At 71.8% G+C, this 12,200-nt stretch carries 11 protein-coding genes; 7 read left to right on the forward strand and 4 right to left on the reverse strand.

All coding sequences use genetic code 11. The annotated features are described in order from the left end of the window. Positions 1–93 precede the first annotated feature (93 nt). Together IE136_RS33615 and IE136_RS33620 are read left to right on the forward strand one after the other, a co-directional pair. Entirely contained in the window at positions 94–666 is a 573-nt protein-coding gene (locus tag IE136_RS33615; protein ID WP_158988044.1) for a TetR/AcrR family transcriptional regulator, read from the forward strand. Between the two features lie 136 nt (positions 667–802). Further along, the gene (locus IE136_RS33620) at positions 803–3,016 is read left to right on the forward strand and encodes an MMPL family transporter (protein WP_158988043.1); all 2,214 of its coding nucleotides are present in this window, start codon (positions 803–805) and stop codon (positions 3,014–3,016) included. Between the two features lie 105 nt (positions 3,017–3,121). Here IE136_RS33620 and IE136_RS33625 read toward each other — a convergent pair whose 3' ends face one another. After that, a complete protein-coding gene (locus tag IE136_RS33625; protein ID WP_158988042.1) occupies positions 3,122–3,487 on the reverse strand; it encodes an SsgA family sporulation/cell division regulator in 366 nt (121 codons plus the stop codon). A 126-nt stretch (positions 3,488–3,613) separates the two neighbouring features. Between IE136_RS33625 and IE136_RS33630 the strand changes: the two genes are divergently transcribed. The 5 genes from IE136_RS33630 to IE136_RS33650 all read left to right on the forward strand — a co-directional run bounded on the left by IE136_RS33630 (position 3,614) and on the right by IE136_RS33650 (position 8,253). Beyond that, the gene (locus IE136_RS33630) at positions 3,614–4,714 is read left to right on the forward strand and encodes an energy-coupling factor ABC transporter permease (RefSeq protein ID WP_158988041.1); all 1,101 of its coding nucleotides are present in this window, start codon (positions 3,614–3,616) and stop codon (positions 4,712–4,714) included. 1 nt (position 4,715) lies between these two features. Next, on the forward strand, positions 4,716–5,477 hold the full coding sequence (gene cbiQ / locus IE136_RS33635) for a cobalt ECF transporter T component CbiQ (protein ID WP_158988040.1): 762 nt from the start codon (positions 4,716–4,718) through the stop codon (positions 5,475–5,477). Further along, positions 5,474–6,217 (forward strand): energy-coupling factor ABC transporter ATP-binding protein, encoded by a 744-nt coding sequence (locus tag IE136_RS33640; RefSeq protein WP_189602380.1) that lies wholly within the window; start codon positions 5,474–5,476, stop codon positions 6,215–6,217. The genes cbiQ and IE136_RS33640 overlap by 4 nt, the downstream gene beginning before the upstream one ends. 94 nt (positions 6,218–6,311) lie before the next feature. Next, entirely contained in the window at positions 6,312–7,475 is a 1,164-nt protein-coding gene (locus IE136_RS33645; RefSeq protein ID WP_158988038.1) for a serine hydrolase domain-containing protein, read from the forward strand. A gap of 7 nt (positions 7,476–7,482) precedes the next feature. Next, a complete protein-coding gene (locus IE136_RS33650; protein ID WP_158988037.1) occupies positions 7,483–8,253 on the forward strand; it encodes an SDR family NAD(P)-dependent oxidoreductase in 771 nt (256 codons plus the stop codon). A gap of 10 nt (positions 8,254–8,263) precedes the next feature. On the opposite strand, the gene IE136_RS33655 is transcribed toward IE136_RS33650, so the two are convergent. The 3 genes from IE136_RS33655 to IE136_RS33665 form a co-directional block, all read right to left on the reverse strand. Further along, entirely contained in the window at positions 8,264–9,115 is an 852-nt protein-coding gene (locus IE136_RS33655) for an EamA family transporter (protein WP_158988036.1), read from the reverse strand. Continuing rightward, positions 9,112–9,594 (reverse strand): YbaK/EbsC family protein, encoded by a 483-nt coding sequence (locus IE136_RS33660; protein WP_158988035.1) that lies wholly within the window; start codon positions 9,592–9,594, stop codon positions 9,112–9,114. Before IE136_RS33660 ends, IE136_RS33655 begins: the two co-directional genes overlap by 4 nt. Before the next feature lie 154 nt (positions 9,595–9,748). Next, the gene (locus tag IE136_RS33665; RefSeq protein ID WP_189602381.1) at positions 9,749–11,380 is read right to left on the reverse strand and encodes a penicillin-binding transpeptidase domain-containing protein; all 1,632 of its coding nucleotides are present in this window, start codon (positions 11,378–11,380) and stop codon (positions 9,749–9,751) included. Positions 11,381–12,200: the final 820 nt, after the last annotated feature.

Consider the following 12,200-nt stretch of genomic DNA (forward strand, 5'->3'; position numbering starts at 1 on the left):
TGGCTCACGACACGTACGAAACGGTTTCGTTTCGCTACTTGAGTGGGTATCTTCGTACTGTACGAAACCGTTTCGTTCGGATGGAGACCGTTGATGGCTCGCAGCAGGCTCACCCCAGAGCGCGAGTCCGAGCTGTACGAAGCCGTGCTCGACCTCCTCCGCGAGGTCGGCTACGACGCCCTCACCATGGACGCCGTCGCCGCCCGCACCCACTCCAGCAAGGCCACCCTCTACCGCCAGTGGGGGAGCAAGCCGCAGCTCGTCGCCAGGGCCCTGCGCCACAACAAGCCCGTCAGTCTCGGAGAGATCGACACCGGCACGTTGCGCGGCGACTTCCACGCGATGCTGGAGCGGACCGACGACTGCCAGATGGAGAAGGACTCCGCGCTGATGCGGGGTCTGGCCCATGCCGTCCACGACAACCCCGACCTGCACCGGGCCCTGCGCGAGCTGCTCATCGAACCCGAGATGACCGGACTCGACGAAGTGCTGCGCCGGGCAGTGGACCGGGGTGAGGTCAGCGCCGACAACCTGGCGCTGAAACTCGTCCCCCACATGCTGATCGGGGCGTTCGTCGCCCGCCCGCTGATCGACGACCAGCCGGTCGACCACGCCTTCCTCAGCGCCTACGTCGACGCCGTCGTGCTCCCCTCACTCGGCGTCTGACCCGCAACCCCGCACCGGCTTCCCCGGCCGGTACCACCGACACGTCCTCACCCGCACCCCCTGACGCTGCGCACCGCTCACGCCGTCGGGCCGGCTCCCCATGCCCTGTCCCACCCACCAATGGGAGTACGCCCCCGTGGCCACGTTTCTCTACAAGCTGGGTCGCTCCGCGTTCCGGCGCCGACGGCTCGTCGCCCTCCTCTGGGTCGCGCTGCTCGCGCTCGCCGGAGCCGGCGCCGCCACCGCGCCCGCCGCGACCTCCAGCTCGTTCTCGATACCCGGCACCGAAGCCCAGAAGGCCTTCGACCTCCTCGAGCGGCGCTTCCCCGGCGGCAACGCCGACGGGGCCACCGCCCGGGTCGTCTTCAAGGCCCCCGACGGCCAGAAGATGACCGACGCGCCGAACAAGGCCAAGGTCGAGAAGGTCGTCGGTGAGCTGAAATCGGGCTCCGACCAGGTCGCCTCGGTCACCGACCCGTACACCGCCCAGGCGGTCTCCAAGGACGGCTCGACCGCCTACGTCTCCGTCAGCTACAAGGCCTCCGGCATGGAGCTGAGCGACGCGACGCGCGAGGCGCTGCAGAAGACCGGACGCGACGCCCAGGGGCAGGGACTGACCGTCGAGATCGGCGGCGACGCGCTCCAGACCGTCCCGGCGACCGGTGCGGGGGAGATCGTCGGCGTGGTCATCGCCGGCATCGTCCTGGTCATGACCTTCGGCTCGCTGGTCGCGGCGGGACTCCCGCTGCTCACCGCCATCATCGGCGTCGGCATCGGCGTCTCCTCGATCACCGCGCTCGCCGGCGTCCTGGACCTCGGCTCCACCACCTCCACGCTCGCGATGATGATCGGCCTCGCCGTCGGCATCGACTACGCGCTCTTCATCGTCTCCCGCTACCGCGCCGAGCTGGCCGAGGGCCGGGAGCGCGAGGACGCCGCGGGCCGCGCGGTCGGGACGGCCGGCTCCGCCGTCGTCTTCGCCGGTCTGACCGTCGTCATCGCGCTGGTCGGCCTGGCCGTCGTCAACATCCCGATGCTGACGAAGATGGGCTTCGCCGCCGCCGGTACGGTCCTGATCGCCGTTCTCATCGCGCTCACCCTGATCCCGGCCCTGCTCGGGTTCGCGGGCTCCAAGGTCATGGGACGCAAGCAGCGCAAGGGCGCGGCCACGGGCGCTGTGGACCTGACGAAGGCGGAGACGGGCAAGGCGGACGCCAAGCCCAACGCGGGCACCCGCTGGGCCCGGTTCGTGATCCGCCGCCCCGTCATGGTCCTGCTCGTCGGTGTCCTCGGCCTCGGCGCGATCGCGCTGCCCGCCGCCTCGCTGGAGATGGGCCTGCCCGACGACGGCTCCTCGCCCACCTCCACCAGCCAGCGGCGCGCCTACGACCTGCTGTCGGACGGGTTCGGTCCCGGGTTCAACGGGCCGCTGATGGTCGTCGTCGACGGGGACGAGACCGCCGCCGAGTCCACCGTCGAGAAGATCAAGGGCCTGGACGGGATCGTGGCCGTCACGCCGCCGACGCCCAACAAGGCCGGCGACACGGCGATGATCACGGTGGTCCCGAAGGACCGGCCCTCCTCGGTCGAGACCGAGGACCTGGTCCACGACATCCGCGACGCGACCGGCGACAACGTCCTGGTCACCGGCGCCACCGCGATGAACATCGACTTCTCGCAGAAGATGAACGACGCGCTGCTGCCCTATCTGGCGCTGGTCGTCGGTCTCGCCTTCCTGCTCCTGATGGTGGTCTTCCGCTCGATCCTGGTGCCGTTGAAGGCGGCCCTCGGCTTCCTGCTCTCGGTGGTCGCCGCCCTCGGCGCGGTCGTCGCGGTCTTCCAGTGGGGCTGGCTCGGCGGCCTCTTCGGGGTCGAGCAGCCCGGCCCGATCATGTCGATGATGCCGATCTTCATGGTGGGCGTCGTCTTCGGTCTGGCCATGGACTACGAGGTCTTCCTCGTCACCCGGATGCGGGAGGCGTACGTCCACGGGGAGCGCCCCGGCGAGGCGATCGTCACCGGCTTCCGGCACAGCGCCCGGGTGGTCACCGCGGCCGCGGTGATCATGATCGCGGTGTTCTCCGGATTCATCGGCATGGACGACCAGATGATCAAGATGATCGGCTTCGGTCTGGCCATCGCGGTCCTCTTCGACGCCTTCGTGGTCCGGATGGCGATCGTCCCGGCGGTGCTCGCGCTGCTCGGGCACAAGGCGTGGTGGCTGCCGAAGTGGCTGGACAAGGTGCTGCCGAACGTGGACGTGGAGGGCGAGGGGCTGGCGAAGACCACCGGCTCCCCGGACTCTCCGCGCGGCCCGCACGGTCCGGAGCGCGAGCTGGTGAACGTCTGAGCCGCTCGTGACCACCTGATCCCCGGGGCGGCCTCTTGAGCGGAGGGCCCGCCCCGGAACGCGCCGGAACCTGTGGGGACGGGGATCCGACGCGGCCCTACGCCGTCATCGTGTCGACGAACTCGACGCGGTGACGGCGTAGGTGTGCCTGAGGAAGCGCACCAGCGCCGTCGAGTCGAACTGGACGACCGCGACGCCGTCCGGCGTGTGGAACTCGACGATCGTCTGCACCCGCCCGCACGGCCAGATCCCGACGTCCCCGCGGCGGGCGGGGGCCCGCATCCCGGTTTCGAGGAGGGTGCGCGGGAAGGACCACTCGATGTTGCCGGGGAAGACGAAGCGCACGGTGGCGGGGGCGGCGCCGGGGTCGTAGCGCAGGGCGACGGGGACGGCTCGGGAGAGGGGGGCGTCGGTGATGATCCTGCCTTTGGCGTGATCCTCGACGGCATGGTCATCCGCGGCGGGCTGCATCGGCCGACTCCTCACACTCGTCTTACTAGTTCCTAATGTCCCATATTTCACGGCGCATGCGCCGACTTCATTTGTGACCCGTGCGCTCTTGCAAGCTCTTTGCAGGTGGCGCTTATCATCAATGCCGTGCATGTACCTGACGGATTCATCAACGCCCCCGTGTCGGCCGCAGCCGGAGTCGTCGCCGTGGGCGCCGTCGCCGTCAGCCTGCGCGGAGCGCGAAGGGAGCTTGAGGGCACCTCCCGTGCCGGAGGCCACGGGGGAGAGCGGACGGCTCCGCTCGCCGGTCTCGTCGCGGCCTTCATCTTCGCCGTGCAGATGCTGAACTTCCCGGTCGCCGCCGGGACCAGCGGACATCTGCTCGGCGGCGCGCTCGCGGCCATCCTGGTCGGGCCGTACACAGGCGTGCTCTGCATCGCCGTCGTCCTGCTGATGCAGGGCATCCTCTTCGCGGACGGCGGCCTGACCGCGCTCGGCGTGAACATCACCGTCATGGGTGTCGTCACGGCCGTCGTCGCGTACGCCCTCTTCCGCGGACTCGTCCTCGTCCTGCCCCGCACCCGCCGCTCGGTGACCGTCGCCTCCTTCGTGGCCGCGCTCGTCTCCGTGCCCGCCGCGGCCGCCGCCTTCACCCTGGTCTACGCGATCGGCGGCACCACCGACGTACCGATCGGCAAGGTGCTCACGGCGATGGTCGGCGTGCACACCCTGATCGGCATCGGCGAGGCCGTCATCACCATGCTGACCGTCGGCGCGGTCGTCGCCGTCCGCCCCGACCTGGTCCACGGCGCCCGGGGCCTGACGGCCCCGCTCAAGCTGCGCGTCGACGGCGAGCTGGTCGACGCGGTCCCGGCCACCGCCGCGGCGCCCGCCCCGGCCGGCTCCCCGAAGAAGGTGTGGATCGGCGGCCTGGTCACCGCCTTCGTCCTGGCCGGCTTCGTCTCCTTCTACGCCTCCTCGAACCCCGACGGCCTGGAGAAGGTCGCCGCCGACAAGGGCATCGACAAGAACGTCGAGGAGCACGCGGCGGCCGGCTCCCCGCTCGCGGACTACGGCGTCAAGGACGTCGAGGACGCCCGCCTCTCGGGCGGCCTGGCGGGCGTGATCGGCGTGGGTGCGACGCTCGCGGTGGGCACCGGCGCGTTCTGGGCCGTACGCCGTCGGCGTACGGCAAGTGCGCCGCCGAGTGCGCCGTCCAGTGAGTCCCGTACGGCAGAAAGCGTCTGACATGGGTGCGGGGCACGCCCATCAGCTGTACCGGCGGGGTGACTCGCCGGTCCACGCGCTGCCGCCGCACACCAAGCTCGCAGCCGTCCTCGGCTTCGTGGTGGTCGTGGTCTCCACGCCCCGCGAGGCGGTCTGGGCCTTCGCGCTCTACGCCGTCCTGCTCGGCGCCGTGGCGGCGACGGCCGCCCTCCCGGCCGGTTTCGTGCTGCGGCGCCTCGTGATCGAGGTCCCGTTCGTGGCCTTCGCGTTCCTCATGCCGTTCGTCGTCCCCGGCGAGCAGACGACCGTCTTCGGTGTCTCGCTCTCCGTCCCCGGTCTCTGGGGCGCCTGGAACGTCCTCGCCAAGGGCACCCTCGGCGTCGCCGCGTCCGTGATCCTCGCCTCCACCACCGAACTGCGGGCGCTGCTCCTCGGCCTCCAGCGACTCCGGCTGCCCCCTCTCCTCGTCCAGATCGCCTCCTTCATGATCCGGTACGGCGATGTGATCACCGACGAGATGCGCCGCATGTCCGTCGCCCGCCGCTCGCGCGGTTTCGAGGCCAGGGGCGTCCGCCACTGGGGCGTCCTCGCCAAGTCGGCCGGCGCGCTCTTCATCCGCTCGTACGAGCGCGGTGAACGTGTCCATCTGGCGATGATCAGCCGGGGTTACGAGGGGTCCATGCCGGTCATCGACGAGGTGACCGCCACCCGGGCCCAGTGGACCTGTGCCGCCGCGCTCCCGCTCACCGCCCTCCTCATCTGCCTCCTCGGATGGACGCTATGACTCCCCCTTCGCTGGACGTACGCGGCCTCGCCTACGCCTACCCCGACGGCCACCAGGCGCTCTTCGGCGTCGATCTGACCGTCCGGCGCGGCGAGCGGGTCGCGCTCCTCGGTCCCAACGGCGCCGGCAAGACCACCCTCGTCCTCCACCTCAACGGCATCCTCACCGCCGGTGCGGGGACGGTCGCCGTCGCGGGTCTCCCCGTCGAGAAGCGGAACCTGGCCGAGATCCGGCGCCGGGTCGGGATCGTCTTCCAGGACCCTGACGACCAGCTGTTCATGCCCACGGTGCGCGAGGACGTGGCCTTCGGGCCGGCCGCGGCCGGGATGCGCGGGGCGGAGCTGGAGGCCGTCGTCCGTACGGCGCTCGCCCGGGTCGGCATGGAGGAGTTCGCCGACCGGCCGCCGCACCACCTGTCCTTCGGCCAGCGGCGCCGGGTGGCGGTGGCGACGGTGCTCGCGATGGAGCCGGAGATCCTGGTCCTGGACGAGCCCTCCTCCAACCTCGACCCCGCCTCGCGCCGCGAACTCGCCGACATCCTGCGCTCCTTGGACGTGACGGTCCTGATGGTCACGCACGACCTTCCGTATGCCCTGGAGCTCTGCCCGCGCTCGGTGATCCTCAGTGACGGGGTGATCGCGGGAGACGGCCGTACTCAGGACGTCCTGGCCGACGCCGACCTCATGGCCCGCCACCGCCTGGAACTGCCCTTCGGCTTCGTGCCGCGGTCCGTGGTCTGACCCCACCCGACCCCACCCGGAATCGGTGCCTCACCGCCCACGTTGCACCATGGGGTGACGCGGGGAGCAGCGAACGAGAAGGAGTGTGGAGCGCGTGGACGTCCGGGGCACGGTGGCGGCGGGATTCGAGCCGGTCAGGGACGCGTTCCTGCGCAATTTCGAGCAGCGGGGCGAGCGGGGCGCGGCCGTCGCCGTGTACCGCGACGGCGTCAAGGTCGTCGACCTGTGGGCGGGCACCCGGGACGTCGACGGGGAGACCCCGTGGGCCGTGGACACCGCCCAGGTGGTCCGCTCGGCGACCAAGGGTGTCGCCGCCGCCGTACCGCTCCTGCTGCACCAGCGCGGGCAGCTGGACCTGGACGCCCCGGTGGGCACGTACTGGCCGGAGTTCAAGGCGGCGGGCAAGGACCGGGTGAGCGTACGGCAGCTCCTCGCGCACCAGGCCGGGGTGCCGGTCCTGGACCGGCCGCTGACCCTCGCCGAGGCCGTCGACCTGGAGACCGCGACGGGCGCGATCGCCGCACAGGCGCCCGCCTGGGAGCCAGGCACCGCGCACGGCTACCACGCCCACACCTTCAGCTGGCTCCTCAGCGGCCTGGTGCACCGGGTCACCGGCCGCACCATCGGCCGCTGGGTCGCCGAGGAGATCGCCCGCCCCCTGGGCCTCGACCTGTGGATCGGGCTGCCGTTCGAGGAGGCCCACCGGGTCGGCCGTCTCGGCCCCGTGGAGGAGATCGAGCCGCCCGGCAGCGGCGCGCTGAAGCTCCGCCCGAAGCGCGCGGTCACCGAGGCCTACCGCGACCCCGAGTCGCTGACCCGGCGCGCCTTCGGGGCGATCGACCCCAAGCCGGACGAGAACGACCCCGTCTACCGGGCCGCCGAACTGCCCGGCTCCGCCGGCGTCTCGACCGCGCGGGCGTTGGCCCGCTTCTACGCCTCGACCCTCGGCCCCGTCGACGGCGGCGTCCGCCTCTTCGCCCCGGCGACGCTGACCCTCGCCCGCACGGAGGAGTCGGCGGGCCCGGACCGCGTCCTGATGGTCGGCACCCGCTTCGCCCTCGGCCACATGCTCCACGGCCCCGCCTCCCCCCTCCTGGGCCCCACCTCCTTCGGCCACCCCGGCCGCGGCGGCTCCCTGGGCTTCGCCGACCCCGAGTCGGGCATCGCCTTCGGCTACGTGACGAACGGCATGCGCAAAACGGTGACGGCGGACCCCCGCGCCCAGGCCCTGGTGCGGTCGGTGCGGGCGGTGTTGTGATCAGCCCATGGACAGATTCGAGGGGTACGCGGCACTGATCACGGGCGGGGCGCGCGGCATCGGGGCCGCCACGGCTCGCAGGCTGGCCGACGAGGGCGCGCGGGTCCTGGTCGTCGATCTGGACGAAGAGACGGCGCGGGAGACGGCCGGCGGGATGCCGGGGGCGCTTGCCATGCGGTGCGACGTCGGTGACCCGGAGTCGGTGGCGGCGGCGGTCGCGTACGCGGTCGAGGCGTTCGGCCGGCTCGACGTCCTCGTCAACAACGCCTTCGCCCGGGACCTGCCGGACACGGCTCGGTTCGAGGACGAAACCGAGGACGGCTGGCGGTACCAGTTCGACGTCACGCTGATGGGCGCGGTCCGCTGTGCCCGCGCCGCGCTGCCGCTGCTCGCGGCGGGCGGCCGCGGCGCGATCGTCAACATCGGCTCGGTCAATGCCGAGGCGGACTTCGGAGGCCACGCCTACAGCGCGGCCAAGGCGGGCCTCGCCTCCTTCACCCGGACCCTGGCGGGCGACGCGGCCCCGCGCGGGGTCCGGGTCAACCTGGTCACCCCGGGCACGATCGCCACCCGCGCCTGGGAGTCCAGGCAGGCTCAGCTGGCCGCGCTCGCCGACCGGGTCTATCCGCTGCGCCGGGTCGGCACCCCGGAGGACGTCGCCGCCGCGGTCGCCTTCCTCGCCTCCCGGGACGCGGCCTGGATCACCGGCACGACGCTGCGGGTGGACGGCGGGCTGCTCGCGGTCAACACCCACTTCGCCGAGGTGCTCGGGGAGTAGCCCGGCGGCGTCAACTCGTGTGCAGCATCAGGCCGATGCCCACCACCATCAGGCCGGCCGCCGCCATCCGCGGCCCCCCGAAGCGTTCCTTGAAGAAGAGGGCGCCGATGGCCGCCCCCACGATGATCGAGGACTCCCGCAGAGCCGCGATGGGGGCCAGGGCCGCCCTCGTCTGGGCCCAGAGCACCAGGGCGTAGGCGGCGACCGACAGGGCCGCGCCGATCAACCCCCGGACGGCGTGGGGGCGGAGTTGGGGGAGCAGGGCGGATCGGCGGCGGACGAGGGCGTAGGCCGGGATCGCCAGGCCCTCCAGGACCATCAGCCAGGCGATGTAGCCGAGTGGGGTGCCCGAGGCGCGCACCCCGACGCCGTCGACGACCGTGTAGCCCGCGATCGCCAGGCCCGTCGCGCCGGCCGCCAGCAGGGCCGGCCAGTCGGGACGGCGTCCGGAGCCCCGGATCCCCCACAGGGCCAGGCCCGTCAGGCCGGCGCAGGCGAACGCGACGCCGGTGAGCTGCCAGCCGTCCGGGATCTCGTCGACGAAGACGGCGGCGAGCACGGTCACCGCCAGCGGAGCCGTACCGCGCGCGATCGGGTACATCTGGCCGAAGTCGCCGAGCGTGAACGACCGCATGAGCAGGGCGTAGTAGCCGATGTGGAGCAGGGCGGAGGCGACGAGGTACGGCCACGCCCCGGCCGCCGGCAGCGGTACGAAGAGGGCCAGGGCCCCGCCGATCAGCGCTCCGCCGCCGGATATCAGCGTGAAGGAGAGCAGCTGGTCGCGGATGGTGTGGGCGATCGCGTTCCAGCTCGCGTGCGTCACGGCGGCGATCAGCACCGCCGCCGCGACCAGCGGTGTCACGTCGTCCGCTCCCGGACGTCCACCAGGGCGCCGCCCGCGTGGGCGATCAACTGCTTCGGGTCGAGGGCGAACACCGTGTGCGGGGTACCGGCCGCCGCCCACACCACCTCGTGGTCGAGCAGCCCCCGGTCGGCCAGGACCCGGGTCGGCGTACGGTGCCCGAAGGGCGGGACGCCCCCGATCGCGTACCCCGTGGTCTCCCGTACGACCCGCGCGTCGGCCCGCGTCACGGCCTCGGCGCCGAGCTCCTGCCGTACCCGCTCCACGTCGACGCGCGAGGAGCCGTCCATCAGGACCAGGACCGGGACCCCGTCCGCCGCGAAGATCAGCGACTTGACGATCTCGGAGACCTCGCAGCCGATGGCCTCGGCGGCCTGGGCGGCGGTGCGGGTCTCGTCGGGGAAGCGGCGGACCTCCACGTCGAGACCCAGGTCCCGCAGGGCCGCGGCGAAGAGTGGATGCGCGAGCGATTCGGTCATGGTCCGCACGCTAGCGGTACGTGTACGGGCCACGCGAGCGTTTTTCGCGCCGCGCCCGGCCGCTCCCGCGCCCGGCCGCGCTGCCAAGTGCCCGCCGCCTCCAAGCTCCGGCCGCCCCCCCCCGAGCTTCCGCCGTGCCCGGACCGCCCCTCCCTCACCCCGCCTTGAGCACGCTCGCGACCAGCGGGCCCGCCGCGTCCCCGCCGTGACCGCCCGCCTGGACGACGGCCGCGGCCGCGAGGTCCCCGGCGAAGCCGGCGAACCAGCTGTTGGAGGTCGCCTGCCCGCCCACCTCGGCCGAGCCCGTCTTCGCGCCCTTGTCCCCGCGCACGCCCGCCATCGCCTCCGCGCCCGTGCCGCTCGTCGCCGTGAGCCGCATCATGTCGCGCAGCTGGCGGGCGACCGGGCCCGGCAGCGAGCGGGCGGCCTCGGCGAACGGCCGGTCGTCCAGGCTCCGGGCCACGAGGAACGGTTGCTTGAAGGTTCCGTTCTTCGCGGTGGCGGTGATCGAGGCGATGTTGAGCACGTTCATCTGGACGGTGCCCTGGCCGATGTACTGGGCGGCCGCCTCGCCGCGCGTCTCGGCCGGGATGCTGCCGTCGAAGGAGTCGATGCCGGTCTTCCAGTTGTTCAGGCCGATGCCGAAGACGTCCCGGGCCTCCTTGCCGAGTGCCTCGTCGTCGCCGACCTCGTCGATCTTCTTGATGAAGGCGGTGTTGCAGGACTCGGCGAAGCTCTTGGAGAAGGGGACGTCACCGAGCTCGAAGTACTTCAGGTTGCGGAAGGTGGTGCCGTAGTACGTGACGTTCTTCGGGCACTCGGTGGGCCGGTCCGCGGCGACCAGGCCCTTCTCCAGGAGCAGTGCCGCCGTGACGATCTTCAGGGTCGAGCCGGGGGCCTGCTTGCCGAGGAAGGCCGTGTTGTAGCCCTGCGCCGGGGCGTTGGCGACCGCGTGTATCTCCCCGGTGCTCGGCTTGATCGCGACCACGGACGCCTGCCCGAACCGCTTCACCGCCCGCTCGGCCGCCGCCTGCGTGTCGGCGTCGATGGTGGTCTTCAACGTGCCCGGCCGGCCCTGGGCGAGGGTGACGAGCGTCGTGTTCGGGACGCCCTCGGTGGCGCTCTCGACCCAGGTCTCGATGCCGGGCTGCCCGCCCGTCCGCGCGCCGTACTTCTCCCGCAGCTGGTCCAGGATCGGCCCCAGCGAGGGGTACTTCTCCTTCGTCAGCTCCAGGCCCTTGCGGTCGACGGCCTTGATGGCGGCGGTCTTCGCAGCCCCGGTCCGCAGGGTGGAGCCCTTGGTCAGCTTCGGGTGGATGACGGCCGGGGACCAGTCGACCAGCGGCCGGCCGGTGGTCAGCCCGCGCACCACCGTCAGCTCCGAGGTGTACGTCCAGGGCTTCGACGTCCCCTCGTACGTCACGGTGGCGCTGACCGTGAACGGCACCTTCGCGCCGACCGCGGGGCCGGGGGTGATGACGGCCTTGGAGACCCTCGCCCCCTCGCGGTGGCCGAGCACGGCGGGCCCGGCCTCGACCGGGTTGTTGGTCAGCTGGGCGGCCCGGTCCGACTCCCCGGCGGCCCACGCGGCCAGGAACTCCTCGGCGGTGCCCGTCACCTCGTCCTCGGTGAGGGGCCCGGACCGCTTCTCCTCGGTCCCCGACCGGGAGCCCACGTCCGCGCCGCCATTGATCCCGTTCCAGAGGTTGTAGCCCCCGTATCCGACTCCGCCCGCGACGACGACGAAGACCCCCCCGACGATCGCGACCTTGACCCCACTGCGCATGGCTGCGCCTCCCCTCCCCAGGTGATCCTTCCAACCTAGGTGACAGGAGTGACAGCCGAGACGCTTGTTACCGGACCGCGACCGGGCGGCCGCGCCGCCCCGGCTAGACCCAGGTGTCCAGCCGCATCCTGCTGCGCCACTGGTCCATGGGGATCGCCGCGCCCGTGTAGATCGGCCAGAAGTAGATGGAGTCTCGCGAATTGCGGCGGCGTAGGCCCGACCAGCAATTTCCTTGTCGGGCGGGGCCGTTTTACTGCCTACTGGGCCGCCTGTGGGCCGTGATCACGATCCCCGGGTGCACGGTGGGGAAGTGACTCACCCGGACTTGGTCGCTGGTCGCCCGTGAAAATGAGCGACTTCGTCACGAACGGCCCGTCAGGCCTCCTCCGAGGGAACGTGACCTTGCCGGGCGGGTACTTCTCCGAATGGGCCTGGGGAAGGTCCGCCACGGCTGAAGGCAATGGAACATCGCGAACCTTTCCTCCCTCCGGGAGGGCAAAGATGAACTTCCCGCGAATCCGCCTGAGCTGGTGCAGAACAGAGAGCCGGCTGCCCTCGTGGTCCAACTCGTCCTCGGAAAGCCCGAAGACTTCCCCTGGCGGAGCCCACAACCGCCGGCCGTATTCACGGTCGCGCGCGCAGGAGGCGAAGACCACCCCTGACCTGCGGGGCGACAAGCGACAAGACAAGCAACAAGCAAAAGCGGGTGGTGAGTAGGGGTTCCCGAGCGCCGCAGCCACGACTACGTCCGGGCCGGCACCACCACCCTGTTCGCGGCCCTGGAAGTCGCCACGGGGAAGGTGATCGGTTCCCTGCACCG

This window comes from Streptomyces lateritius (assembly GCF_014649715.1).
Classification (GTDB): domain Bacteria; phylum Actinomycetota; class Actinomycetes; order Streptomycetales; family Streptomycetaceae; genus Streptomyces; species Streptomyces lateritius.